Annotated in this window: 26 protein-coding genes and 1 tRNA gene; 17 read left to right on the top strand and 10 right to left on the bottom strand. The window is 36.5% G+C overall.

The window, feature by feature from the left end; genetic code table 11:
• Nucleotides 1-88 precede the first annotated feature (88 nt).
• Complete coding sequence (gene gltX, locus JM83_RS06170) at nt 89-1,603, top strand: glutamate--tRNA ligase (RefSeq protein WP_144960374.1); 1,515 nt, start codon at nt 89-91, stop codon at nt 1,601-1,603.
• Nucleotides 1,604-1,719: 116 nt separating this feature from the next.
• Here the strand turns inward: gltX and JM83_RS06175 are convergent, their stop codons facing one another.
• Nucleotides 1,720-2,202: a hypothetical protein gene (locus JM83_RS06175; RefSeq protein WP_144960376.1), complete on the bottom strand. Its 483-nt coding sequence runs from the start codon at nt 2,200-2,202 to the stop codon at nt 1,720-1,722.
• 73 nt (nt 2,203-2,275) lie between these two features.
• Here JM83_RS06175 and JM83_RS06180 point away from each other — a divergent pair, with 73 nt between their 5' ends.
• Nucleotides 2,276-3,262, top strand: a complete 987-nt coding sequence (locus JM83_RS06180) for an SPFH domain-containing protein (protein ID WP_144960378.1) — start codon at nt 2,276-2,278, stop codon at nt 3,260-3,262.
• Between the two features lie 65 nt (nt 3,263-3,327).
• Here the strand turns inward: JM83_RS06180 and JM83_RS06185 are convergent, their stop codons facing one another.
• The 5 genes from JM83_RS06185 to JM83_RS06210 form a co-directional block, all read right to left on the bottom strand.
• Nucleotides 3,328-3,555, bottom strand: coding sequence for a DUF6327 family protein (locus JM83_RS06185; protein ID WP_144960380.1), 228 nt, complete (start codon nt 3,553-3,555; stop codon nt 3,328-3,330).
• 9 nt (nt 3,556-3,564) lie between these two features.
• A complete protein-coding gene (locus JM83_RS06190; RefSeq protein WP_144960382.1) occupies nt 3,565-3,915 on the bottom strand; it encodes a phage holin family protein in 351 nt (116 codons plus the stop codon).
• A gap of 4 nt (nt 3,916-3,919) precedes the next feature.
• Complete coding sequence (locus tag JM83_RS06195; RefSeq protein ID WP_144960384.1) at nt 3,920-4,294, bottom strand: YtxH domain-containing protein; 375 nt, start codon at nt 4,292-4,294, stop codon at nt 3,920-3,922.
• Nucleotides 4,295-5,137: 843 nt separating this feature from the next.
• Nucleotides 5,138-6,811, bottom strand: coding sequence for a glutamine--tRNA ligase/YqeY domain fusion protein (locus tag JM83_RS06205; protein WP_144960386.1), 1,674 nt, complete (start codon nt 6,809-6,811; stop codon nt 5,138-5,140).
• A gap of 93 nt (nt 6,812-6,904) precedes the next feature.
• Nucleotides 6,905-7,444, bottom strand: a complete 540-nt coding sequence (locus tag JM83_RS06210; RefSeq protein ID WP_144960387.1) for a hypothetical protein — start codon at nt 7,442-7,444, stop codon at nt 6,905-6,907.
• Nucleotides 7,445-7,618: 174 nt separating this feature from the next.
• Between JM83_RS06210 and folB the strand changes: the two genes are divergently transcribed.
• Nucleotides 7,619-7,975 carry a dihydroneopterin aldolase gene (gene folB / locus JM83_RS06215; protein ID WP_144960389.1) on the top strand — a complete coding sequence of 119 codons (357 nt, stop codon included), beginning with the start codon at nt 7,619-7,621 and terminating at the stop codon, nt 7,973-7,975.
• A gap of 52 nt (nt 7,976-8,027) precedes the next feature.
• Nucleotides 8,028-8,098, top strand: a tRNA-Cys gene (locus JM83_RS06220).
• Nucleotides 8,099-8,171: 73 nt separating this feature from the next.
• Here the strand turns inward: JM83_RS06220 and JM83_RS06225 are convergent.
• Genes JM83_RS06225 through rnr form a run of 3 tightly spaced genes read right to left on the bottom strand, consistent with a single transcriptional unit; the run spans nt 8,172 to nt 11,807 of the window.
• Nucleotides 8,172-8,897, bottom strand: coding sequence for a LysE family translocator (locus JM83_RS06225; protein ID WP_144960391.1), 726 nt, complete (start codon nt 8,895-8,897; stop codon nt 8,172-8,174).
• Nucleotides 8,898-8,928: 31 nt separating this feature from the next.
• Nucleotides 8,929-9,600 carry a head GIN domain-containing protein gene (locus JM83_RS06230; protein WP_144960393.1) on the bottom strand — a complete coding sequence of 224 codons (672 nt, stop codon included), beginning with the start codon at nt 9,598-9,600 and terminating at the stop codon, nt 8,929-8,931.
• A gap of 11 nt (nt 9,601-9,611) precedes the next feature.
• Nucleotides 9,612-11,807, bottom strand: coding sequence for a ribonuclease R (gene rnr, locus JM83_RS06235; protein WP_144960395.1), 2,196 nt, complete (start codon nt 11,805-11,807; stop codon nt 9,612-9,614).
• A gap of 1,097 nt (nt 11,808-12,904) precedes the next feature.
• Here rnr and rpiB point away from each other — a divergent pair.
• The 7 genes from rpiB to JM83_RS06270 all read left to right on the top strand — a co-directional run bounded on the left by rpiB (nt 12,905) and on the right by JM83_RS06270 (nt 18,264).
• Nucleotides 12,905-13,339, top strand: coding sequence for a ribose 5-phosphate isomerase B (gene rpiB / locus JM83_RS06240; RefSeq protein WP_144960397.1), 435 nt, complete (start codon nt 12,905-12,907; stop codon nt 13,337-13,339).
• A complete protein-coding gene (locus JM83_RS06245) occupies nt 13,339-14,247 on the top strand; it encodes a cation diffusion facilitator family transporter (RefSeq protein WP_144960399.1) in 909 nt (302 codons plus the stop codon). The genes rpiB and JM83_RS06245 overlap by 1 nt, the downstream gene beginning before the upstream one ends.
• Before the next feature lie 183 nt (nt 14,248-14,430).
• Nucleotides 14,431-15,825 (top strand): IS4 family transposase, encoded by a 1,395-nt coding sequence (locus JM83_RS06250; protein ID WP_144959452.1) that lies wholly within the window; start codon nt 14,431-14,433, stop codon nt 15,823-15,825.
• A 68-nt stretch (nt 15,826-15,893) separates the two neighbouring features.
• The gene (locus tag JM83_RS06255) at nt 15,894-16,334 is read left to right on the top strand and encodes a GNAT family N-acetyltransferase (protein ID WP_144960401.1); all 441 of its coding nucleotides are present in this window, start codon (nt 15,894-15,896) and stop codon (nt 16,332-16,334) included.
• Between the two features lie 151 nt (nt 16,335-16,485).
• On the top strand, nt 16,486-16,875 hold the full coding sequence (gene tnpA, locus JM83_RS06260; protein ID WP_144960403.1) for an IS200/IS605 family transposase: 390 nt from the start codon (nt 16,486-16,488) through the stop codon (nt 16,873-16,875).
• A 440-nt stretch (nt 16,876-17,315) separates the two neighbouring features.
• Nucleotides 17,316-17,756: an IS200/IS605 family transposase gene (gene tnpA / locus JM83_RS06265; RefSeq protein ID WP_144960405.1), complete on the top strand. Its 441-nt coding sequence runs from the start codon at nt 17,316-17,318 to the stop codon at nt 17,754-17,756.
• A gap of 154 nt (nt 17,757-17,910) precedes the next feature.
• Nucleotides 17,911-18,264 carry a hypothetical protein gene (locus JM83_RS06270; protein ID WP_144960408.1) on the top strand — a complete coding sequence of 118 codons (354 nt, stop codon included), beginning with the start codon at nt 17,911-17,913 and terminating at the stop codon, nt 18,262-18,264.
• Here JM83_RS06270 and JM83_RS06275 read toward each other — a convergent pair.
• A complete protein-coding gene (locus tag JM83_RS06275; RefSeq protein ID WP_144960410.1) occupies nt 18,261-18,848 on the bottom strand; it encodes a riboflavin synthase in 588 nt (195 codons plus the stop codon). The two genes, JM83_RS06270 and JM83_RS06275, sit on opposite strands and share 4 nt — an antisense overlap.
• A gap of 58 nt (nt 18,849-18,906) precedes the next feature.
• Between JM83_RS06275 and pdxA the strand changes: the two genes are divergently transcribed.
• The 6 genes from pdxA to accC all read left to right on the top strand — a co-directional run bounded on the left by pdxA (nt 18,907) and on the right by accC (nt 23,899).
• Nucleotides 18,907-19,953, top strand: coding sequence for a 4-hydroxythreonine-4-phosphate dehydrogenase PdxA (gene pdxA, locus JM83_RS06280; RefSeq protein ID WP_144960412.1), 1,047 nt, complete (start codon nt 18,907-18,909; stop codon nt 19,951-19,953).
• 95 nt (nt 19,954-20,048) lie between these two features.
• Nucleotides 20,049-20,591, top strand: a complete 543-nt coding sequence (locus tag JM83_RS06285; RefSeq protein WP_144960414.1) for a YceD family protein — start codon at nt 20,049-20,051, stop codon at nt 20,589-20,591.
• Nucleotides 20,592-20,600: 9 nt separating this feature from the next.
• The gene (rpmF, locus tag JM83_RS06290; RefSeq protein WP_010228148.1) at nt 20,601-20,798 is read left to right on the top strand and encodes a 50S ribosomal protein L32; all 198 of its coding nucleotides are present in this window, start codon (nt 20,601-20,603) and stop codon (nt 20,796-20,798) included.
• Nucleotides 20,799-20,969: 171 nt separating this feature from the next.
• Nucleotides 20,970-21,965, top strand: a complete 996-nt coding sequence (locus JM83_RS06295) for a beta-ketoacyl-ACP synthase III (RefSeq protein WP_144960416.1) — start codon at nt 20,970-20,972, stop codon at nt 21,963-21,965.
• A 26-nt stretch (nt 21,966-21,991) separates the two neighbouring features.
• Nucleotides 21,992-22,492, top strand: coding sequence for an acetyl-CoA carboxylase biotin carboxyl carrier protein (accB, locus tag JM83_RS06300; RefSeq protein ID WP_144960418.1), 501 nt, complete (start codon nt 21,992-21,994; stop codon nt 22,490-22,492).
• A gap of 54 nt (nt 22,493-22,546) precedes the next feature.
• Nucleotides 22,547-23,899, top strand: coding sequence for an acetyl-CoA carboxylase biotin carboxylase subunit (gene accC, locus JM83_RS06305; protein ID WP_144960420.1), 1,353 nt, complete (start codon nt 22,547-22,549; stop codon nt 23,897-23,899).
• Nucleotides 23,900-24,306: the final 407 nt, after the last annotated feature.

Genomic DNA, 24,306 nt, shown 5'->3' on the forward strand with positions numbered 1-24,306 from the left:
TATTTCCAAAATCAAATACCAGGACAGGCTTAAATTGGTGGGTTTTCCGTTGAGAATCTACTATCTTTGCGGCTAAAATTACAATTTTATGTCTGCTAAAGTACGAGTTCGTTTTGCGCCAAGTCCAACAGGGCCTTTACATATTGGAGGAGTAAGAACAGCCTTATATAATTATTTGTTTGCCAAGAAACATGGGGGGGATTTCCTGTTGCGTATTGAAGATACAGATCAGAATAGATTTGTAGAGGGTGCAGGGCAATACATAATTGAAGCTTTAAACTGGTGTGGGATTCCTTTTGATGAAGGACCGGGAAAAGATGGTGGATATGGGCCTTACAGACAGAGTGAGCGAGCACATTTATATAAAGAATATGCCGAAAAGTTGATTTCCAGTGGTGATGCTTACTATGCTTTTGACACTTCAGAAGCTTTAGACGCACACAGGAAAGATCACGAAGAAAAAGGAAAAACCTTTATCTATAACTGGCATAATAGATTGAAACTACAGAATTCCCTGGCACTTTCTTCTGAAGAGGTTCAGAAGCGATTGGATGCCAATGAGAATTACGTAATTCGATTTAAAACTCCAGAATCTGAAACATTGCATTTGTCTGATGAAATTCGAGGAAATATGCAGGTAGATTCCAGCATTCTGGACGATAAAGTGCTTTTTAAGAGCGATGGTTTGCCGACATACCACTTAGCAAATATTGTAGATGATCATTTAATGGAGATCACCCACGTAATTCGGGGAGAAGAATGGTTACCTTCTTTGGCATTGCACTATTTGATTTATCGTGCCTTTAATTGGGAGGCTCCAAAATTCGCACATTTGCCATTAATCTTAAAACCACAGGGAAAAGGAAAGTTAAGCAAGCGAGATGGAGATAAAATGGGCTTTCCTGTATTTCCTTTGGAATGGAAAGATCCGAAATCGGGTGAAATTTCTTCTGGATATAGAGAAGAAAATTATGATCCCAGAGCGGTGGTTAATATGTTGAGCTTTTTAGGTTGGAACCCAGGAACAGAGCAGGAATTCTTCGAATTAGATGAATTAATTACAGCTTTTGAGATTTCCAGGGTTCATAAATCCGGAGCTAAGTTCGATCCTGAAAAAACCAAATGGTTTCAAGCTCATTACCTTCAGAAAACCGAAGACGGAATATTGGCTAAAGAATTTATAAAAATCTTGGAAAGCAAGGATGTTTCAGCGAATTTAGAATATACAACTTCAGTAGTTAGTCTTTTAAAAGAACGAGCTGTATTTGTAACCGATTTCTGGGAGTTGGGAAGTTATTTCTTTGTTGCTCCTACTTCTTATGATGAAAAAGCTTTAAAAAAGTCATGGAAAGAAGATACTCCCGGAATTATAGAGAAATTGATTCAATTAGTGTCTGAAACTTCAGATTTCACAAAAGATAATGTTCAGGACAACATTAAAGGTTGGATCACTGCGAATGAAATAGGTTTTGGAAAAGTAATGCAGCCTTTTAGACTTGCTTTGGTTGGGTCTCTACAAGGACCAGATGTTTTTGAAATTTCAGCTTTTATAGGAAAAGAAGAAACAATTAAGAGGTTAGAGTCTCTCTTAAATAATCAATAAGCTTTCTTTAAAAATAATATACAACCCCTGCTGCTGCCATTCCTAGGTGACCTTCTAGATCTGCTGCGCGGGGGTCTATGTTTTTAAGGTCTCCATCATTTAAATTATTTAGAAAATTAGTTACGCCATATTGGTATTGCACCCAAAATTTTACATCTGCAATCCCCGCAGATAAACTGGCTATCGATTTCCCATTTACTGTTTATTTGAAGAACCGGACCAGCTTCTATACTTAAATATTCTTTTATAATTTTATGCCCAGCAAATAAGTTTAATTGCACTCCGGTGGTTTTAAATTCAATATTTTCGAATTTATTGCTGTTTAGTGCATGTCCCATGATTCCCGTTTTCATGGAATAAAAATTTACTCCGTACACCACCAAAAAATTATTCCAAACATTCGCTCGTGTGGTTAAACCACCTGTAAATCCTGTTGTTTTGGTAGTATTAAAATTGTCACTATCAATTCCACCATAGGTAACTCCAGCCTGTGCTCCTAACCTATTATAACTATCCCCACCATAATTACGTCTTTGAGCTAAAAGTGGATTATAAAGGGAACAAATTAAAAGGAAGAAAAACAGGTGAAAATAGCGCATGATAAATTACTTTAAAAGTAAATGTAGCCTAAATATTACTATCTTAAGCATTCAAAAATTTAGATAACCTATTATGATAACAACAATTTTAATCCCAATTTTAGTCGTTTTTGGCTTAATAATTCTCTTTACAGGGATATTTACGGTAAAACAACAAACATCTGCCGTTTTAGAGCGTTTCGGAAAATTTAGAACCATTCGGAATTCCGGTTTACAGTTTAAAATTCCAATTATAGACCAAATTGCAGGCAGAATAAATTTGAAAGTGCAACAATTGGATGTCTTGGTAGAGACAAAGACCAAAGATGATGTTTTTGTGAAACTGAAGATCTCTGTACAATTTCAAGTTATAAAAACCAATGTGTATGACGCTTTCTATAAACTAGAAAGTCCGCACGATCAAATCACTTCTTATGTATTTGATGTTGTTCGTGCCGAAGTTCCAAAAATGAAACTAGATGATGTATTTGAAAGAAAGGATGATGTAGCTATTGCGGTTAAAAGAGAGCTAAATCAAGCGATGTCCGATTATGGATACGATATCATTAAAACTTTGGTGACAGATATAGATCCAGATTCTCAAGTAAAATCTGCGATGAACCGAATTAACGCCGCTGAAAGAGAGAAAGTCGCTGCGGAGTACGTTGCGGAGGCCGAACGTATAAAAATCGTTGCCAAGGCGCGTGCAGAAGCAGAGAGCAAGCGTTTACAAGGGCAAGGGATCGCAGATCAGCGTAGGGAGATTGCCAGAGGTTTGGAAGAAAGTGTAGATGTATTGAACAATGTAGGGATTAATTCCCAAGAGGCTTCAGCGTTAATTGTGGTAACACAGCATTACGATACGCTTCAGTCCATTGGAGAACACACCAACAGCAATTTGATATTACTTCCCAATTCCCCGCAAGCAGGTAGTGATATGTTGAATAATATGATCGCATCATTTACCGCTTCCAACCAGATTGGGGAAGCTATGAAGGAAAAGAACGCCAAAATCCTGGCCGCTAAACCCAAGCCAAAAAGAAGACGGAATACTCCCAATAGTGAAGAAGAAACTGAGTAAAAACTTTTACAAATAAAAAAGGCGGATGCTCATTGGAACATCCGCCTTTTTATTTTCTTATGGAATTATCTTGAGGTAACCACCTTCTTAACTCCAAATATTTTTGAAACTGCTTTTAAAACAAATGCTTTTTGAAGTATGGAACCCACCAAACCCCCAACCAATGATATAGGGGAAAGACTTTCCTTGGTATGTTCTATACTTAGGCGAATTTCCTCTTTATCAATTTGATTTTGAAGTTTTAAAATCTTCAAATCCCGGTCTATTTCTTCAAATGAACTATATTCTTTCATAAAAATTATTTAGTCGTTAAAGAAGGTTCTCGAAGATTTGATCAAAATGATCTTTTCGATTGGTTTTTTTCCGAAAATCCAGATTACTACAAATATCAACGCATAGAATGCACCAACGATGTAAAAACCTGCACTAGGCTTTTCCAAAGCAGTTCCAATAGCTAATGCTACAGCTATAGAGATAAAAAATAAGGCTATTAAACATATAAAACCAAGCAACATCATATTAACTAATGAGATCACTCCCATAATTATCTTTTTATAAAGATCTAATTTATAATATTCGGCAGTGCTTTTGGCAAGGTCACGAATATTTTCGTTAAGATCGTGTATGCTGTTGGTTAGTTTTTCAAATGCCATATGCTTATACTACTGCTTTGTTAGCTGTCGTCTTAGCTTGCTCTACTTTAACGTCTTTTTGTAATTTGGCGTTTTGCTTTCTTAAGTCTTCTAACTTAGATTCCAATGCAGATAAAATATCGTCCGCTTTAAAACTAGCTGAAGATAACGTAGATTCCAAACGAGATTCGAAATCCAATTTTGCTTGTCTAGCTTTAGAGGAAAGATTAGAACTTGTCTCTTTATATTTCTTATTGAATTTATCTTGAGCCTTTTTAGCATCCTTATTCAATTTCTTTCTTGTTTGTTCTCCACTATCTGGAGCATATAACAATCCTACTGCCGCTCCTATTGCAGCTCCTGTTACCAATGCTAAAAGTGTATTCCCTGTATTTGCCATGATTTTTTGGTTTTTATAATTAATCCCACAAATTTAAGTTAAACCACAAGATATTCTTGTTAATAACCGGTTAATATGTAAAGTTGCTTTATTAAAGTATTCTTAATGAATCTCTATAAAATTAATTTATTAACAATAGTTTTTGGTTAAATCTTAAAGACCGTTTCGCGAAAAGAGACCAGCACAAAGACTTGAACATAACAAGCGAGTTGTATAAGACTTGTGGCTTGTGGCACAACTTGAAGCGGCGAAACCGACCAGCATTCTCTTTCCTCCAAATTAATTGAGCTGCGTGCGAATCAGCAAGGCAAGTGAGTTCGTGTTTTTCCTAAGTCCAATTTACTGTTATTTGTTTAAATTATTCACTTATTGACAAGTTAAGCCATAAATTTGAATACGTTGTTAGCCTTTCGTTAATTCTTCTTTAGTAATTTTTTTTATTTGAAGTGTCGTTGCAAGCAAATACTTTGGTCATCTAAAAACTCTTCAATTTCTTCAATAAATGATTCTTTTTGTTGTTGACGATTAATTGTGATATGAATGACTATAACTTCTGGATCTGGATAACTCCCAGTTGTAATGGCCCAAGTTAATGCATTAGGGCATTCTACCAACGCAAAACATATTCCTCCTCAAATAAGGGTTCGAGTTAAAGTAAATTCCCCCTAAATTCCTCCGATACTAGCTTCCGTTTTATTTTGATCCCCAATAACGAAAACCTCATTGCTAATTAGTGCTAGATTTTCAATTGTTAGTTCTCCTTGAATGGTCTCCTTCTGTGTCTTTACTTTAATGATTCGAAAAAAACCCTTACTGAATTTTTTATCGAACAGCAATAATTCATTAACTCAGTTTTTCCCAAGAATCCCTTAAGGCAACCGTTCTATTAAAGATAAGATTTTCCTTGGTGCTTTCTTTATCTATACAAAAATATCCTATCCTTTGAAATTGAAATTTATCTGCTACGCTTGCTTCCTTTAAACTAGGTTCCACATATCCAGTTATAACTTTAAGGGAACCTGGATTTATAAACTCCATAAAATCCTTTTCTTTATCGGCATCTGGTGCAGCTACCGTGAATAAGCGATCGTACAGCCTTATTTCGGCTTTAACTGCGTGAGGTATAGAAACCCAATGCAAGGTTCCTTTCACCTTGCGTAAAGATTCCTCTGTGCCACTCCCGCTCTTACTTTTAGGATCGTAGGTACAATGAATTTCTAGGATATTTCCGTCATCATCCTTTACTACACTTTCCCCTTTTATGATATATGCGCTTTTTAGGCGAACTTCTTTTCCCAGTGTTAATCTAAAGAATTTTCTATTTGCCTCTTCTTTAAAATCTTCACGTTCTATATAAAGCTCTTTTGAAAAAGGTATTTTTCGAGTTCCTGCATCATCATCTTCCGGGTTGTTCTCGGTTTCCAACCATTCTTCTCCGTCTTCATAATTAGTAATAATAAGTTTTACAGGATCCAATACTCCCATTACACGAGGAGCAATTTTATTAAGGTCTTCTCTAATACAGAATTCCAAGAGCGAAACATCTATAATATTCTCTCTTTTGGCAATCCCGATAGTATCTGCAAATTTCCTGATTGAAGTTGGAGTATAGCCTCTTCTTCTAAAACCAGAAATAGTGGGCATTCTAGGGTCGTCCCAAGAATTCACCACCTTGTTTTCTACTAATTGTAGCAGTTTACGCTTGCTTACAATGGTATGGCTCAAATTTCTTCTGGCAAACTCTGTCTGTCTCGGAATAAAATCTCCATTGCTACTGATCATACTTATAAACCAGTTATATAATTCACGATGTGGCAAGAATTCCAGGGTACAAAAAGAGTGGGATACGCTTTCTATAAAATCACTTTGTCCATGCGCCCAATCGTACATTGGGTAAATCTTCCACGCATCCCCGGTCCTATGGTGCTTCTTATGCAAGCTTCTATACATCACAGGATCTCTCATGATCATGTTGGAGGAAGCCATATCTATTTTGGCTCTTAGAACATGGGCTCCTTCCGGGGTTTCCCCATTTTTCATCTTCTCGAAAAGTTCCAGGTTTTCTGAAATAGGCCTGTTTCTATAAGGACTCTCTGTACCGGGAACTGTGGTAGTTCCTTTTTGTTCGGCAATCTCTGCGGAAGACTGAGTATCTACATACGCATTCCCAGACTTAATTAGTTCTACTGCCCAATCGTATAATTGTTGAAAATAATCTGAAGCATAACACTCCTTATCCCATTTAAAACCTAACCACACCACATCTTCTTTTATGGCATCCACATATTCCTGCTCTTCTTTTATAGGATTTGTATCGTCGAACCTCAGGTTTACCGGGGCATCGTATCGTTCTCCCAAACCAAAATTCAAACAAATGGAAGAAGCATGACCAATATGAAGGTATCCATTAGGTTCGGGTGGAAAACGAAATTTAAGTTCTTGTTCAGTATAAGACCCTTTTAGATCTTCTTCTATAATTTGCTCAATAAAATTGAGTGATTTTTTTACTTCAGACATAATTCAATTTCAAAATATCCCGCAAAGTTATCAAAAATTACCACGGTATATCCAAAATCTGTCAGCATTCATTTTTGATAACAGTTTTGGTGTTTATTTTCGAAATAGTGCATCGAAATAATTTGTAGTAGCCAAATATTCCAATCTCGTCTCTTTAAGAAATTTTAAAACTTGCTTTCTATTTGTAGCACTTGGATCTAAACAATCGTTCAATTCTGAATCTGCTATGGTCAAAACCAAATACCAATTTCCAATACGGGTAATATGGGAACCTTCAAATAGTGGGTCATAATCTTTTGATTTTAGCCCAGCATCAATAAACAGGGGAACTAAATTGATTGTTTTTGTAGGGATTTCTACTTCATGAAACGATAGAAAATACTCCTTCTTATTGATTAAAACCGGCACATTATAGCCTACATTATCGTGATCTAACTGGTATTTGGTGTTTATGTAGTTATAAAATTCATCGGCATCTTTTGGATCCACGAATATATAGGAATATTTTTTTGGAAGTTTTCTTTTAAATTTTTTTGCAACCATAACCTTGTCCTCCTTTATTTCTGGAGCAATCCTTACAGGAATGCAGGAAGTAAAGAGTAACAGAAAAAAAGAAATTAAAATTAGTTTCATTTAAAATTTTTACCAACTCCATCGATTACGGTGCAACAATATATGAATATCTGCATAAACAGAACTCTTTTGCCAAAATTAACCCATCAGTTACCCTAATTTCAAGCAAAGCAGAATTTTATTCGGAAATACTGAATAATAGAAGTTGCAAGTTTACCTTTGTAAAAAAATATTTTGGGAAAAATAACATTAAAGAATATCAAGGTTTTCTCCTATCATGGTTGCCTTGATGAAGAGGGCAAAATAGGAAGCAATTACCGCGTAGATCTTATGGTAAAAGGGAATTTAACCCACTCTGCACAAACAGATTCTTTGAGTGATACGATAGACTATGTACATCTAAATAAGATTGTTAAGGAAGAAATGGCAATACGGACAAAGCTGTTGGAAACCGTTGCAGATCGAATTCTTAATAGGATTTTTAAGGAACTGGAATTAGTGGAAAAAGCCCGTGTAGATGTGTCAAAGATAAATCCTCCTATTGGTGGTGATGTTGGTATGGTCACCGTTTCCAGTTCTAAATCGAGATAGAAACTTGTGGATGAACAGATATTTTTTATTACATTTGCCATCCTAATTTAATGGCATCGTGGCCGAGTGGCTAGGCAGAGCTCTGCAAAAGCTCGTACAGCGGTTCGAATCCGCTCGATGCCTCAAAAAGCTTCCCTAACAGGAAGCTTTTTTTATGGAATTTAGTAAAAATAACAGTTCAAATGAAAACCTAAACTTAGCTCTTAGTTGCTTTCTTTGTATCTAGGTAAAAAACCACGTTTTCGGGCTCCAAGATTTCTATTTGATCTTGAAGGCGTTCAATTTTTTTAGGAAATATCCCTCTAGTAATTAAAATTCCACCAAATATCATCATTAGCAAACTTATTCCTCTTTTCATCTTAAAGATACGCCCAGGAGTAAGTTTTCTATTTAGTTTTTTGGCTAGCAGGATTTTGAAGATATCAAGGAAAAGATAGGTTCCTAGTACTGTAGAAAAGAAAACAGTGATACGGTTTGGCTCCATGTCCAAGGTAGGACCAAATACAATTATAAGTCCAAGCCAAAAGCCCAGCACTCCAATATTTATAAAATTCAATAGAAAACCTTTAGCGGCAAGACCAAAGTAATCCCTTCTGCTTAATTTTCGAACCTCTGGGGTATCAGCCTCTAGCAAAATAGATTTTTTGGTTTGTATAAAAGACATTATCCCATAGGTACTAAGGATCATCCCACCAAAAATAAATAAACCGGGATCATCTTTTAGACTGGTTAAGAGTTTGGACGTGCTTAAATAGGCAATTAAAAGAAAAACCACATCTGCAAGAATAACACCTAAATCAAAAGCAATTGCTGCTCTAAACCCTTTAAGTGCCGCAGTTTCCAGTAATACAAAGAAAACCGGACCTAAAAGGAATGCTAAAAATATTCCCATTGGTATTGCTGCCAAAATATCTTGCACCATACAATTATTTGATTTCCACAAATATAACCTTCTAGTTTATCTTTTTAATGGTTCCGCCAAAAGTGGTTCTTTCATCTATCTTTTTAGGATTTCCATAAACATAGATTGTTCCACCTGCCCTCACCTTAGCATTTACATAAGATTTAGAAAAAATACTAGCAGTTCCTCCACCAGCAATACTTACCTTAACATCTGATCCTATAAGGTTCTCCCCTTTAAAATCGCCGGCAGCTTTTACATCTATATCTTGTTTTGTTGCACTGCCAATTATAATGAGGTTCCCACCAGTTACAACACTGGCATATAAATTTTCCACCTCTACGTTCGCTTTTACATCTGCTCCTTCTTGAACCCTAATATTAAGGATAGGTTGCGAAATTTTTCCGCAGAGATCTATGCTTGCATTTTGCTTTGCTTCAACTTTTACAAATTGCTTAAAAAAGATGTTTACAATGGTGTTATCTTCCTTCCACAAATAATCTATGTTTATACTTATCTTTAAAACTCCATTTTTAACCTGAAGATCTACCTTATCACGACTACTTCCAGTTATAACAGCCCTATTTTCTTCAGCTTGGGTAAAATTTACCTTAAGGCCTTTTGTTATCTCGGCCTCGATAAAATTATCAAGTTCCACTGTGATTTCCTGAGCAAAAGTTAGGGGTGCACAGGATAAAAACATTAATAAAACAATTTTTTTCATCACCAATAATATTAATCAATTCGTTCTTTCTTTCCAATTAAATTAAAATCCAAATGTCTTTTAACCAAATCGGCATTCTTAACAGAAATATATACTTCGTCGCCTAATTGGTACATATTCTTACTTTTTCTACCAATTATTGCATATTGTTCTTCATCGAAATCGTAATGATCGTCCCTAATATCCCGTAAGCGAACCATTCCTTCGCATTTGTTAGAAATAATTTCAACATAGATTCCCCACTCTGTAACCCCCGAAATTACTCCTAAAAATTCTTCATCCTGGTGATCCAGCATAAACTTTACTTGCATGAATTTTATGGAATCACGTTCTGCATTGGTTGCCAAGCTTTCCATTTCACTACTATGATGACACTTTTCTTCATATTCATCTTCCTTAGCCGAAGGTTTGGAATCCAAATAACTTTGCAACAATCTATGCGTCATTACATCTGGATATCTTCTAATTGGAGACGTAAAATGGGAGTAATAATCGAAGGATAAACCATAATGTCCTATATTCTTAGTGCTGTAATAAGCCTTGCTCATTGTTCTAATGGTAAGGGTATCTACTAAATTTTGCTCTTTTGTTCCTTGAACATCACTTAAAAGTGCATTTAAAGAGATGGAAATAGAAGATTTATCCTTTAAGTTGATCTTGTATCCAAATTTAGCAATCACCGTTTGCAGCGTATTTAATTTAGAATCATCTGGCTCATCATGACATCTATATACAAAGGTCTTCTTTGGAGTTTGCTTTCCAATGAATTGTGCTACCCTTTTATTTGCCAGCAACATAAATTCTTCAATCAACTTATTGGCTTCCTCGGAAGTTTTAAAAAATACTCCCACCGGCTCATTTTCTTCATTTAAATTGAATTTTACTTCAACTTTATCAAAAGAAATAGCACCCTCATTCATACGTCTTATCCGCATTTGCTTTGCAAGATCGTTTAGGGTTATAACCGCGTCCACAACATTTTCTCCCACATTATATCCGTTTTCACGAATAGAGATCTCCGTTGGAATAGTTCCTTTTTCAGTCTCAATAATATGTTGCGCTTCTTCATATGCAAAACGCTCATCAGACAAAGTTACTGTTCTCCCAAACCACTCGTTAATGACGTGGCCTTTTCCATCTATTTCGAACAATGCAGAAAAAGTGTATTTTTCTTCATTGGGTCTCAAAGAACATGCATTATTGGATAATACTTCTGGCAACATAGGTACTACCCTATCTACCAAATATACCGATGTGGCCCTTTCATAAGCTTCATCGTCCAGAATTGTCCCGGGCTTTAGATAATGGGAAACATCTGCAATATGAATTCCTATTTCAAAATTGCCATTTTCCAACTTTTTAAAACTCAAGGCATCATCAAAATCCTTTGCATCTTTTGGATCTATAGTAAAAGTTAAGATTTCACGAAGATCTCGACGTTTCTTAATCTCATCCTCCTGAATAGAGGTATCTATATTATTTGCAAAATCCTCTATTTCCTTAGGGAATTCATGTGGCAATCCATACTGGGCAAGAATTGCATGCATTTCTGTTTGATGTTCTCCCGGTTTACCTAATACCTGTTTGATGCTACCAAAGGGGGAATCTGCTTTTTCCGGCCATTCTTCCATGGTTACCACAACCTTATCCCCATCTTGTGCATCCAGCATTTTATTCTTTTGGACAAAAATATCTGTATACATTTTAGGATCCTGTATGGCAACAAACCCAAAGTTTGGTTGCATTTGTAAAACCCCTACAAATTCTGTTTTTTTCCTTTTAATGATCTTTACTATCTCTCCCTCAGATTTTCTTTTTCTTCGTTTATTGTAAATATAAACTTCCACTTCATCCCCGTTCAAGGCCTTGTTCAAAGCATTGGCAGGAATAAAAATATCCTCTTCCATATCCTCCACTACAACATAACCGAAGCCTTTGGTTGTCATATCAAGTTTGCCTTGATAATATTCTGGGTTTCCGCCCATTTTGAATTTTCCTTTTCCTTCCTCTTCAATTTGTTTTTTAGCTGCTAATTGTGCTAAATTTTTAATTATTTTATTCCTGGAACTAGCATCTGTTAGATCTAGTTTAGCAGCAATTTGTTTGTAGTTAAAGCTTGTGCTTGGGGATTTTCTTAATATATCTAGGATACTTTTGGAAAGATTTCCTTCGTTCCTAGGTTTTGACCCTTTATTCTTTCTATTCATAAATCTTAATAAGCTATAAAATTACAGCTAAAATGTGACTTTAAAATAATCTATCAATAAAGTTTTGTTAAGCCTCTAACTACAAGCCAGTAAAGAGTTTCTTTTTAACTTGTTTTGATAATCAGCTACTTAATAATCATAAAGTCTTAAAATTAATTTTTATTTTATTAAAGTTTTCTTAATTTTAAATTAATATCCCTTTCATAATTTCCCCACAAATTTGTAAGAAAAAGTGATTTTAATGAATAAATCAACTAAAATCTCGCTTTTATTCTATCTTATATTTCTCTTGGGAATTTTAGGAGTATTTGCTGTTGTTAGTAAAACCCTAAACAAAAAAAGTAATATGGATCTTCACTATTCCACCAAGATTATATCAACTAATATAGCGTACAATAAAGACTAGAAGTCAAATACTTATAGTAAAATCAGTCTTTATTTATTTGTCTTCAAAATTTGATTATTAATTGTAAATATCTTATTTACAGATTATTAAATAGATAATAATAGCTAAAAAATTTATTCAAATTTAATTAATTATTTATAATACTTTTTAAGGAGAGGGCTTTAAAAATTGAAGTTATAAACACTTATATTATATTTATCTTTTTTCTTCTTATTAAAAAATTAAAACTATTGGTTATTATAGCTTGTTAACTTCTAGCATAACTTTATTCAATAAAAATAGGATTTTGAGATACCAACATTTTAGATTGACTTGTTAACAGTTCAATATATTTATAAGCCATTGATACTCTTGTTATTTTAAGATTTACTTAACAATGGTTAACAAATAAATGTTAATAGAAATTATTAAAAACTATATCCCAATCCGTTGTTCACAATCTACATTTTTATGCTCATAACTTCCCTAGAAATTCTATAGTTATAATTAGGAGAAAAGGAATTTATATTGCTATTGTAAATTCTGAACTTAAAAGCAAATTTTTTTGTTAAATTCCAGCATATTGTTATTCACATTTTATAAAAAATCTTAACCCTTTAAAAACAGGACATTTAGAAATAGTAATTAACAATGGATATTATAATAGTTAACAAGCCATTTTTTACCTTTGTTCAACCTTAAAAATAAACTTATGAAAATAGCAATTGGAAATGATCACGCTGGAACTGAATACAAGGAAACTATTGTTGCCTTTCTGGAATCTAAAGGAATAGAAGTTATTAACTATGGTACCAATAGTGAAGAAAGTGTGGATTATCCAGATTTTGTGCACCCTGTTGCGAGCGATGTGGAAGGTAACAAGGTAGACATAGGAATTATTATATGTGGTAGCGGGAATGGAGCTTCCATGACCGCCAATAAGCACCAAGGTGTACGTTGTGCACTGTGCTGGACAGGAGAGATTGCCAAATTGGCAAGACAACATAATAATGCAAATATTTTAAGCATTCCTGCCAGGTTTGTATCTCAAACTCAAGCAGTGGATATGGTGGATATTTTTCTAAATACAGAATTTGAAGGTGGACGGCATCAAAATCGTGTTGAAAAAATACCGGTGAATAATTAATGGCACATAACCACGGTCATGATCACACCCATATAGTAAAAGGTAAAAATCTTTTATTTTCTATATTTCTAAATATAGGGATTACACTTGCCCAAGTAATTGGTGGATTGTTAAGTGGAAGTCTTGCGCTGCTATCGGATGCGCTCCATAATTTTAGTGATGTACTTTCTTTATTGGTAAGTTATATTGCCAATATTTTATCTAAAAGGGATGCTTCGTTAAAACACACTTTTGGATATAAAAGAGCAGAAGTTGTTGCGGCATTTGTAAATGCTTCTACCCTTATTGTAGTTGCTGTTATTCTTATTGTTGAAGCTTTTCAAAGATTTAAGAATCCAGAAACCATAGATTCCAATCTTGTTATTTGGTTATCCCTTTTGGCAATTACAGGGAATGGTTTAAGTGTCTTGCTTTTAAAAAAAGACAGTAAAGCCAACCTCAATATGCGTTCGGCATATTTACACTTGTTAACAGATATGATGGCTTCTGTCGCTGTACTGGCCGGAGGTTTATTGATGAAATATTATAAAATTTTCTGGGTAGATAGTGTGCTTACATTGGCCATTGCCGTTTATCTTATTATTGTTGGCTACGATTTATTGAAATCGGCTACCAAGGTGCTCATGCTTTTTACGCCAAGCGATCTTGCATTGGAAGATATAGCTGAAAAAATTTGCTCTCTTCCAAAAATAAAAAACGTACATCATGTCCATGTGTGGCAATTAAATGAAGCGGAAATCCATCTGGAAGCACATGTGGATTTCACTGAAGATATATCACTTTCAAAATTCGAGGTTATTTTATCTGAAATTGAAGAATTGGCTTTTCATTCCTTCGGAATCAATCATGTGAACATTCAACCGGAATTTGGAAAGTGTGAAAATAAAGATCTAATTGTTCAGGATTGAAAAATAAAATATATATACGTTTTTTTCATAATAGTTATCTCGTCACCCTGTCCCGAAAGCTTTCGGGATTATTTCAGGGTCTCAATTTATAGTGTTATGAGATTCTTAAACTCCCGAACGGTCCTATCGTGTGGACACAATTATTTAATATTTTAAGGGATTAGCATTAATTTTACTCAAAAAATGAGAAGGGGGTTCACAGGCTTAGGGGATAAACGGTTGGTTTATCGGGGCAACAAGATTTTATCGGACCTGTTCAGCAAGAGCGTCCATTCGATCCGTCAGCTCAGCAGGAACGAATCAGACGCAAAGGCCGTTTACCGTTTTTTGCAGAACGATAGGGTCAGTGAAGGAGATATAGTAGAGAACTTGGTACATAATTGCCAGATGGCTTGTGCGGGCAAATTTGTTGTCTGTATCCAAGATACCACGGAGGTCAACCTAAGCAGCCATGGTAATAGGATCAATAAAGATGGCTTTGTGGGCACGACCAATGCGAAGAATTCCCAGGGACTGGGGTTCTTCATCCACCCAAGTTTGGTCTTGGATGCCGTGAGCGGCACCCCCTACGGCTATTCTGATATAAAGATCTGGAACAGGCCCTTGGAGTTCGCATCAAAGCATGAAAGACAGTACGGCAAGCTGCCCATAGAAGAAAAAGAGTCCTATAAGTGGATAGAAGTTTCCAAAAACACACAGGCCTCGCTAAGGGGCGTGGTAGCGGGAATGGTGATCGTACAAGATAGGGAAGGCGATATCTACGAACAGTTTGCAACCATACCAGATGCACAAACAGATCTATTGATAAGGGCCCGTACGGATAGGACCTTGGCGGATGGGTCAAAATTGTTTAGCTGCCTGGCGGACCAACCCTATCAAGGATCCTATGAGGTACAGGTGGATGCCTGTGCAAAGACCAGAAGAAAAAAAAGGATTGCAAAAATTGAAATCAGATATAAAGAGGTGGAACTTAAAAGGACCAGGGCGGCAAGCAAAGCAGTGGCACCCAGCATAAAACTATACCTGGTAGAGGCCAAAGAGGCGAACCGTACCGGGCCGGACAGGGTGTGCTGGAGGTTGTTGACAAGCCTGCCCATAGAGACTCTGGAAATGGCAGAAATGTGCGTGGAATGGTATAAGTGGAGGTGGACCATAGAAGAGGTGTTCAAGATATTAAAAAAAGAGGGCTACAATATCGAGGCGTCAGAGCTGGAGTATGGGTCATCGGTAAGAAAACTGAGCTTGTTGATAATGGAGGTCATCATCAAACTGTTCTTGATGCGGCTGGCGTATGCGGTACCAGAAGGAGAGATGAGCGCCGATAGCTGTTTCACGGAAGAAGAACAAACGTTTTTAGAGCACCAGATAATAAGACTGGAAGGTAGGACAGAGAAACAAAAAAACCCGTATAAGGAAAAAGGGCTAAAGAGATATGTTTGGGCGATAGCAAGACTTGGCGGATGGAAAGGCTATGAAAGCAAAAGGCATCCGGGCATAACGACCCTATGGATAGGATTGAAATATTTTAAGGCTGCCATGGAAGGGTGGACCATTCATAAAGATGTGTCCACACGATAGGAACGGTCGGGACAGTATGCCATCCTTTATCAGTTTATGATGCTTTATGGATAATAAAAATAAAAATTATGCAAATTAAAGTAAAGAAATTTCACGAGTTAAACTTGGACGAATTATATGAAATGCTGGCTCTTAGGTCTGAGGTTTTTGTGGTAGAACAAGATTGTGTTTATCAGGATATCGACGGGAAAGATCAAAAAGCCCTACATATCTTGGGATATAAAGATGGACAACTCGTAGCCTATACCAGATGTTTTAATAAAGGCTTGTATTTTGAAGACGCTTCTATCGGTAGGGTTTTAGTAAAAGAAGACCAACGAAAATATGGCTACGGACATGTTATTTTCGACGCCTCTATTAAGGAGGTTGAAGAAAGATTTCAAGTAAACAGTATCAAAATTTCTGCTCAAAAATATCTTACTAAATTTTATGAAAATCACGATTTTAAACAAATAGGAGAAGGATATTTGGAAGATGGAATTCCGCATATTGGTATGATAAGATCTTAGCTGGTTTCATCATGATTTAAAATTATTGAGTTATACGTTTAGCATCCGTTTAATCTAAAGAATTCCTCGAGGCTCTGCCTCGGGGTTATGCTGAAAAGTTTGAAAAACGGAGAGTTTTTCATGACACTTTGAAAAAGTGTATTTTCGATTTATGGGAGAGCATATTTTCAAAAGGCATAATAAAACATTGTTGATGTACGATTTGGTTTTTCCGTTGAAGTATAGGAAATCAGTTGTAGACGAGGAGATAGGGGAAGGTTTAAAACAAATTTGTATTGAAATATCGGAGCGTTATGAGGTACACTTTATTGAGATAGGCTATGAGTCTAACCATATACACTTTTTAGTTCAAAGTGTCCCCAGTTATTCAGTTTCCAAAATGATGACAATGTTGAAAAGTATTACGGCAAAGCAATTATTCATGAGGTACCCAGAGATAAAAGCGAAGCTATGGGGTGGTAAATTTTGGACAAGTGGTTTTTATGCAAATACAGTTGGTCACTACTCAAATGAAGAAGTGATTAAAGCGTATGTGAGGTAAAATACAAAATTGAAATTTTTGGTTCTGAGGCCAAAATGACCTCGATAGAATATCGAGGGGGCGAAACACCTCTATGGCTTGCCTCGAAGAAATTCACGACATATTCTCATTGATCCCCTACAGGAGACTTCCATAAGCCATGGCGTTCTAAAATTAATTTTTGAAATGGCACTTAGATATGTATCTTTATTCTTTCCTATTTTATATTGCCCTTATCTATTAAGGTTGAATATATTAAGATCCCTAAACTTTTATTAACATACATAAATTGACTCATAAAAAAGTCTAGGAATTGACTATTGTAAGTGTAATCTCACTATTTTTACCCAGATTTTCGAAATAAGTAATTGGATTTTTTAGTAGATTAATTTAATTTACCTTAAAAATCCACCTGCTTTGCAGGTGGTAATGTTCTGATGGCTGTGCCTTATATTTGCACTATGGGTAAATATAAGAAACTTAGTCGCGTTGTTTATAAGTGTGACTATCATATTGTTTGGGTTCCAAAATATCGCCTCCGGATATTGAAGGGCGCGGTGAAGGAATTGGTCGAGCAAGATATAAGAATGCTTTGTGAATGGAAAAGTTGTGAGGTTGAGGAACTGAACGTTCAAGAGGACCATGTTCACTTGCTGGTGTCTGTTCCCCCCAAAGTTTCTATTTCAAAATTGATGGGTACATTGAAAGGGAAGATTGCAATAAAACTTTTTAAGAGTTACCCGAAATTGAAAAAGAAACCCTATTGGGGCAATCATTTTTGGTCTCGAGGTTATTTTGTGAGCACAGTTGGACTGGATGAGGAAATGATTAAAAAATACGTCAAGTTCCAAGAGAAAGAAGAAAAGCGGGTTGAGGAGCAGCAACAAAGATTTGATTTCTGACCATCGCCTTGCCGCCCCCTATGGGGGCTATCCAAAGCCACCTTCTAAGAAGGTGTGATTTTTACTATTTTTAAAACTTACAGGACGTTTATTACGTTAATATTACGCCACAAGTTTTTAAGTGATTTATATATAAAGTAAATTGCACACAATTATGATGAGAAAAACCTTTATTTATATGGTCTTAGCAATAAGAGCGGTTTTTTTATTCGGAGTGAATCTTTGCGAGGCTTTCTGGAAGATTGTTTCAAAACCATCCAAATTTCTGCTGCGCACTTTTGTTGTAGCACTTATCATTTTATCTTCTTTCAATTCTGAGGTTTTGGCACAAGGAAATAACTGCCCTCCAGGGCAACGTTATTGTAGAGGTGATTGTAGACCTGCAAGAGATTGTCGGGGTCCAATATCACCACCACCGGGACTGCCAATAGATTCTAAATTGCCTTATTTGTTAATTGCTGGGCTTGGACTGGGGATCTATTATTTAAAATCGAAAAAGACCACTTAATCCATTTGCGTCAATCGCTTTACGTACTTTCCTATAACGTCAAATTCCAGATTTACAGTATCACCTTCCTCTAAGTTTTTAAATGTTGTATGCTCGTATGTATAAGGTATAATAGCTACACTAAAGCGATTGATTTCAGAATTCACTACCGTAAGGCTCACGCCACTTATGGTGATAGAACCTTTTTCTATAGTAACATTTCCTAAGCCTGGGTCATAATTAAAAGTAAAGATCCAACTTCCGTTTTCCTCTTTCACAGACAGACATTCCGCGGTTTGGTCTACATGGCCTTGAACTAAATGCCCATCCAATCTTGCTCCCAGCTTCATTCCGCGTTCCAAGTTTACAGGGTCTCCAATAGTCAAATTTCCTAAATTGGATTTCTCCAAAGTTTCTTGAATGGCTGTCACCTGATATGAATTGTCATTGATAGCAACCACTGTTAAACAAACCCCATTATGTGCCACGCTCTGATCTATTTTTAATTCTGAAGTAATGGATGCTGCTACAAAAATATCAAGATTGCCTTTATCTTTCTTTATTTCGAGGATCTCTCCTACTTCTTCAACAATTCCGGTAAACATGGTGGTAGATTATTGTTACATTTGTGGTGTAAAAATATAAATAAAAAGGGGAATTATTATGAAGTCCGTTCAAAAGATAAAACTGGGAATTAGCATAGGGGATCTAAATGGGATTGGGGGAGAAGTAGTACTAAAGACTTTTGAAGATTCCAGAATGCTGGATTTTTGTACCCCAGTTATTTTCGCTTCGGTTAAAGTTTTAAATTTCTATAAAAAACATTTTAAGCTTTCCTTAAATTTTCAAGGAGTGGAATCTGTTTCTAATGCGATTGAGGGCAAGATCAATGTGGTAAACGTTTGGAAAGGGAATGTAGCAATAAACTTTGGGGAAGAAGATATGGAAAGCGGAAAATATGCCTTCAAATCCCTAGAAGCTGCAACAAATTCCTTGGTTGGCGATGAGATAGACGTGTTGGTAACAGCACCTATTAATAAGAATACCATTCAGTCTGAAGATTTTAAATTCCCGGGCCATACAGATTATTTAGCAAAACAACTAAAAGGAGATAGCTTGATGTTCATGATCACCGATACCTTAAAAGTTGGTTTGTTAACAGATCATGTTCCGTTAAAGGACATAGCAAACGTGATCACTCCCGAATTGATAGAAAAGAAAATAGCTACTATAACCAAAACCTTAAAGCAGGATTTTAGAATATCAAAACCAAAAATAGCGGTTCTGGGCATAAACCCACATAGCGGAGATAATGGATTAATAGGGAATGAGGATGAAGAAATATTAAAGCCTACGCTTCAAAAAATAAGGGATAAAGGAAATTTGGTATATGGTCCTTATGCTGCCGACAGTTTCTTTGGCACAAAAAACCATGCGAATTTTGATGCTGTTGTGGCATCCTACCACGACCAAGGGCTAATTCCCTTTAAAACCTTGTCCTTTGGGGAGGGTGTGAATTTTACTGCTGGCTTAAGAAAGATTCGGACATCTCCAGATCATGGAACAGCTTTTGAAATTGCCGGTAAAGATTGTGCGAACATTAATTCGTTTAAAGAAGCGGTTTTTAAAGCATTGGAAATTTATAAAACGCGGGAAGAATATCAAAAAATCACTCGAAACCCCCTGAAAAAACAAGGAAAAAAGATATAAACAAAATATTGTTTATAACGAATAGTTAATTCATTATATTTTATATCTTTGCACCTGCCTTAGCTCGAGGGCAGGCGGATGAAAACGATGATGTTATGAGGAAATTTGCGGCATACACAATCCCTTTTGTGGGGCTTAAAATTGGAAGCCACGACTTTAAATACGAGATAGACAAAGAGTTCTTTGACCATTTTGAATACGAAGATTTCAATAGTGCTAATCTGCATTTAGATATGGTGCTGGAAAAAAAAGCAACAATGATGGAGCTTTTTTTTGAAACTTCGGGAACCGTAAACGTTAATTGTGATCTCACAAACGAACCTTTTGATATGCCAATTTCTGGTAGTTTAAGATTGGTGGTAAATTTTGGAGATGAATTTAACGATGAGAATGAGGAAATCCTAATATTGCCCCATGGCGAATACGAGATAAATATCGCACAATATGTGTATGAGATTATCGTATTGGCAGTTCCACAAAAAAGGATTCATCCAGGGATAGCAGATGGAACATTAAAGTCTGATGTGCTCGATAAACTAGAAGAATTAAGTCCGAAAGGAACTAATGAAGATAATGACAACGGGGAAAATATAGATCCTCGCTGGAATAAATTAAAAAACTTATTAAACGATAAATAATACGTAGCAATGGCACATCCTAAGAGAAAAATCTCCAAAACGAGAAGAGATAAGAGAAGAACACATTATAAAGCTACTGTTCCACAAATTGCTAAAGATCCTACTACAGGAGAGGCACATGTGTACCACAGGGCTCATTGGCATGAAGGTAAATTATACTATCGTGGTCAGGTTTTAATAGATAATACTGAAGAGGTACAAGCCTAATTATAGAGCTTTGCTAGAATACAAACTCTCACATTGTGGGAGTTTTTTGTTTTAAGTTGAATAAGTCCTAAAAAGGTCTTATTTTGCAACCCGATTCAAAGAATTTTCAGTACTTTTCTTCCTCCAAGAAATAGTTCTTGACTATTGCAAAGAGTTTAAAATTAGATTTTTATGAATAAAATCACAGCAGCAATTACCGCTGTAGGTGCTTATGTCCCTAACGATATTTTGTCCAATAAAGAATTGGAGAAAATGGTGGACACCAATGATGAATGGATTTTTTCACGTACAGGAATTAGAGAGCGCCGCATCCTTAAAGACCCTACTTTAGGAACTTCTTTTATGGCTATAAAAGCCGCCCGAGATCTTATTGCCAAAGCAAATATTAATCCCAAAGAAATAGACCTGGTTGTACTGGCCACTGTTTCTCCAGATATGCCGGTAGCAGCTACCGCTGTTTATGTAGCTACAGAAATAGGAGCTATAAATGCTTTTGCTTACGATTTACAAGCAGCCTGTTCTGGATTTCTTTACGGAATGTCTACAGCGAGCGCCTACATAGAATCGGGAAGATATAAAAAAGTCCTTATTATAGGAGCAGATAAAATGTCTTCTATAATTGATTATACAGATAGGACCACTTGTATCATCTTTGGAGATGGTGCAGGAGCTGTTCTATTTGAACCAAACACTGAAGGATTGGGATTCCAGGATGAAATTTTACGCAGTGACGGGATAGGAAGGCATTCCTTAAAGATCGAAGCCGGTGGTTCTTTGATGCCACCTTCCGAAGAAACTGTAGCAAGCAAAAGGCACTTTGTTCAGCAAGACGGGAAAACAGTATTTAAATATGCAGTTTCCAATATGGCCGATGTAAGTGAACAAATCATGAAAAAGAATAATCTTACCAATGAAGATGTTAACTGGTTAATTGCACATCAAGCCAATAAACGCATCGTTGGTGCTACAGCAAGTAGAATGAACCTTGAAGAGGAAAAAGTGTTGATGAATATTCAGCGATACGGTAATACCACTTCTGCAACCTTACCACTATTGCTAAGCGATTACGAAAAACAATTTAAAAAAGGAGATAACTTAATATTTGCGACATTTGGAGGCGGATTCACATGGGGATCCATCTATCTTAAATGGGCATATAATTCTTAATAAACCAACACCCTAATATTTTTATTATGGATATAAAAGAAATTCAGAATTTAATCAAGTTTGTAGCTAAGTCTGGTGCCAGTGAGGTAAAACTTGAAATGGATGATATAAAGATCACCATTAAAACAGGATCTGGCGATGCAGAGCCAACATATATTCAGCAAGTCCCGATGCAAGGGCAAATGCAACAAGCAATCCCACAACAACAAGTTCCTGCTGTTGGGCAAGAAGCTCCACAAACTGCGGCAGGCGATACTAAACAATCTGCACCAGAGGAATCTTCAAAATACATCACGGTAAAGTCTCCAATTATTGGGACTTTTTACCGTAAACCATCTCCAGATAAAGATGTTTTTGTTGAAGTGGGAGATAACATTAAAGTAGGTGATGTTCTTTGCGTGATCGAAGCGATGAAACTTTTCAACGAAATTGAAAGTGAAGTTTCAGGAAAAATAGTAAAAGTATTAGTAGACGATTCTTCCCCTGTAGAATTCGATCAGCCATTATTCTTGGTAGATCCGTCATAAATTGACCTTCACATTAGATTTAATTTTGCTGTTTCAGTAAAAAATATATAAGGTATGTTTAAAAAAATATTAATTGCCAACAGGGGTGAGATCGCACTGCGAATTATCCGTACCTGTAGGGAAATGGGCATAAAAACCGTAGCGGTATATTCTACTGCCGATGCAGAAAGTCTTCATGTACGTTTTGCAGACGAAGCGGTTTGTATAGGCCCACCACCCAGTAACCTTTCATATTTAAAAATATCAAATATCATTGCCGCTGCAGAGATTACCAATGCAGATGCCATACATCCAGGATATGGGTTTTTAGCAGAGAATTCTAAATTCTCCAAGATCTGTCAGGAGCACAATATCAAATTTATTGGTGCATCCCCAGAAATGATAGATAAAATGGGGGATAAAGCTTCTGCCCGTGCAACAATGACTGCTGCAGGTGTTCCTTGTATCCCAGGATCTGAAGGACTGCTCAAAGATTATGCAGATTGTTTAAAGACTGCAAAAGAAATGGGTTTCCCGGTAATGCTTAAAGCTACTGCCGGTGGTGGAGGAAAAGGAATGCGTGCCGTAATGAAGGAGGAAAATCTTCAGGCAGCATGGGATTCTGCTCGTCAAGAAGCGGGTGCTGCCTTTGGAAATGATGGGATGTATATGGAAAAACTCATTTTGGAGCCACGCCATATCGAGATCCAAATTGTAGGGGATAGCACAGGAAAAGCATGTCACCTTTCAGAAAGGGATTGCTCAATCCAAAGAAGGCATCAAAAGCTTACCGAAGAAACCCCTTCGCCTTTCATGACAGATAAGTTGAGAAAGCAAATGGGAGATGCCGCCGTAAAAGCAGCAGAATTCATTAAATATGAAGGTGCAGGAACAATAGAATTCTTGGTAGACAAACATAGAAATTTCTACTTTATGGAGATGAACACTCGTATCCAGGTAGAACATCCAATAACAGAACAGGTAATAGATTACGATCTTATTCGCGAGCAGATTTTGGTCGCGGCTGGAATTCCGCTTTCGGGAAAGAATTACTTTCCAAAACTGCACTCCATAGAATGCAGGATCAATGCAGAAGATCCTTATAACGACTTTAGGCCTTCCCCGGGGAAGATCACCAATTTACACGCTCCAGGAGGGCATGGTGTAAGAATAGATACGCACGTTTACAGCGGCTATTCCATTCCTCCAAACTACGATTCCATGATCGCTAAATTGATCACCACTGCTCAAACCAGGGAAGAAGCTATCAATAAAATGAAACGCGCCTTGGATGAGTTCGTGATAGAAGGGGTTAAAACCACGATTCCGTTCCATAGGCAATTAATGGATCATCCAGATTATTTGGATGGAAACTACACCACCAAATTCATGGAGTCCTGGAAAATGGATGCCATTAAAGAAGAATAATATATAGGCCTCGAATTTTCGGGGCTTTTTTATGGGGTTCCCGCTCCAAAAAGAGCGGTCGGGCTATCCGCTTTTAGTCCCGAGCCACAAAAGTGTCTCGAGAGCTAACCGCTGCTATCCCTAACCCTTTCTTTTTTAAAATCTAATCAATCCTATGTGTCACTTCGAGCGGAGTCGAGAAGTCTTCCATTACTTCATAACCATAGCTTAGTATTTAAATGCCATTCAGTCCCGATCGCCATCGGGCGCAGTGAAGGATCTCAATGGAGCAACATTCCTGCTATTAAAAAAGATCCCTCCTGCCGGCGGGATGACAAAGAAAAGCCAATTGTCCCTTCGATTTCGGAGTCGAGAAGTCTAGGGGTTGGAAGTCCTTTAATTCCCAACATTTCTCCAAAACTTTCCGT

This window comes from Gillisia sp. Hel_I_86 (assembly GCF_007827275.1).
GTDB lineage: Bacteria > Bacteroidota > Bacteroidia > Flavobacteriales > Flavobacteriaceae > Gillisia.

What these genes read in the sequence shown, in the direction of transcription:
- gltX (WP_144960374.1), top strand. Translation starts at nt 89, where the DNA reads ATGTCTGCTAAAGTACGAGTTCGTTTTGCGCCAAGTCCAACAGGGCCT.
- JM83_RS06175 (WP_144960376.1), bottom strand. Translation starts at nt 2,202, where the DNA reads ATGCGCTATTTTCACCTGTTTTTCTTCCTTTTAATTTGTTCCCTTTAT.
- JM83_RS06180 (WP_144960378.1), top strand. Translation starts at nt 2,276, where the DNA reads ATGATAACAACAATTTTAATCCCAATTTTAGTCGTTTTTGGCTTAATA.
- JM83_RS06185 (WP_144960380.1), bottom strand. Translation starts at nt 3,555, where the DNA reads ATGAAAGAATATAGTTCATTTGAAGAAATAGACCGGGATTTGAAGATT.
- JM83_RS06190 (WP_144960382.1), bottom strand. Translation starts at nt 3,915, where the DNA reads ATGGCATTTGAAAAACTAACCAACAGCATACACGATCTTAACGAAAAT.
- JM83_RS06195 (WP_144960384.1), bottom strand. Translation starts at nt 4,294, where the DNA reads ATGGCAAATACAGGGAATACACTTTTAGCATTGGTAACAGGAGCTGCA.
- JM83_RS06205 (WP_144960386.1), bottom strand. Translation starts at nt 6,811, where the DNA reads ATGTCTGAAGTAAAAAAATCACTCAATTTTATTGAGCAAATTATAGAA.
- JM83_RS06210 (WP_144960387.1), bottom strand. Translation starts at nt 7,444, where the DNA reads ATGAAACTAATTTTAATTTCTTTTTTTCTGTTACTCTTTACTTCCTGC.
- JM83_RS06225 (WP_144960391.1), bottom strand. Translation starts at nt 8,897, where the DNA reads ATGGTGCAAGATATTTTGGCAGCAATACCAATGGGAATATTTTTAGCA.
- JM83_RS06230 (WP_144960393.1), bottom strand. Translation starts at nt 9,600, where the DNA reads ATGAAAAAAATTGTTTTATTAATGTTTTTATCCTGTGCACCCCTAACT.
- rnr (WP_144960395.1), bottom strand. Translation starts at nt 11,807, where the DNA reads ATGAATAGAAAGAATAAAGGGTCAAAACCTAGGAACGAAGGAAATCTT.
- rpiB (WP_144960397.1), top strand. Translation starts at nt 12,905, where the DNA reads ATGAAAATAGCAATTGGAAATGATCACGCTGGAACTGAATACAAGGAA.
- JM83_RS06245 (WP_144960399.1), top strand. Translation starts at nt 13,339, where the DNA reads ATGGCACATAACCACGGTCATGATCACACCCATATAGTAAAAGGTAAA.
- JM83_RS06250 (WP_144959452.1), top strand. Translation starts at nt 14,431, where the DNA reads ATGAGAAGGGGGTTCACAGGCTTAGGGGATAAACGGTTGGTTTATCGG.
- JM83_RS06255 (WP_144960401.1), top strand. Translation starts at nt 15,894, where the DNA reads ATGCAAATTAAAGTAAAGAAATTTCACGAGTTAAACTTGGACGAATTA.
- tnpA (WP_144960403.1), top strand. Translation starts at nt 16,486, where the DNA reads ATGGGAGAGCATATTTTCAAAAGGCATAATAAAACATTGTTGATGTAC.
- tnpA (WP_144960405.1), top strand. Translation starts at nt 17,316, where the DNA reads ATGGGTAAATATAAGAAACTTAGTCGCGTTGTTTATAAGTGTGACTAT.
- JM83_RS06270 (WP_144960408.1), top strand. Translation starts at nt 17,911, where the DNA reads ATGATGAGAAAAACCTTTATTTATATGGTCTTAGCAATAAGAGCGGTT.
- JM83_RS06275 (WP_144960410.1), bottom strand. Translation starts at nt 18,848, where the DNA reads ATGTTTACCGGAATTGTTGAAGAAGTAGGAGAGATCCTCGAAATAAAG.
- pdxA (WP_144960412.1), top strand. Translation starts at nt 18,907, where the DNA reads ATGAAGTCCGTTCAAAAGATAAAACTGGGAATTAGCATAGGGGATCTA.
- JM83_RS06285 (WP_144960414.1), top strand. Translation starts at nt 20,049, where the DNA reads ATGAGGAAATTTGCGGCATACACAATCCCTTTTGTGGGGCTTAAAATT.
- rpmF (WP_010228148.1), top strand. Translation starts at nt 20,601, where the DNA reads ATGGCACATCCTAAGAGAAAAATCTCCAAAACGAGAAGAGATAAGAGA.
- JM83_RS06295 (WP_144960416.1), top strand. Translation starts at nt 20,970, where the DNA reads ATGAATAAAATCACAGCAGCAATTACCGCTGTAGGTGCTTATGTCCCT.
- accB (WP_144960418.1), top strand. Translation starts at nt 21,992, where the DNA reads ATGGATATAAAAGAAATTCAGAATTTAATCAAGTTTGTAGCTAAGTCT.
- accC (WP_144960420.1), top strand. Translation starts at nt 22,547, where the DNA reads ATGTTTAAAAAAATATTAATTGCCAACAGGGGTGAGATCGCACTGCGA.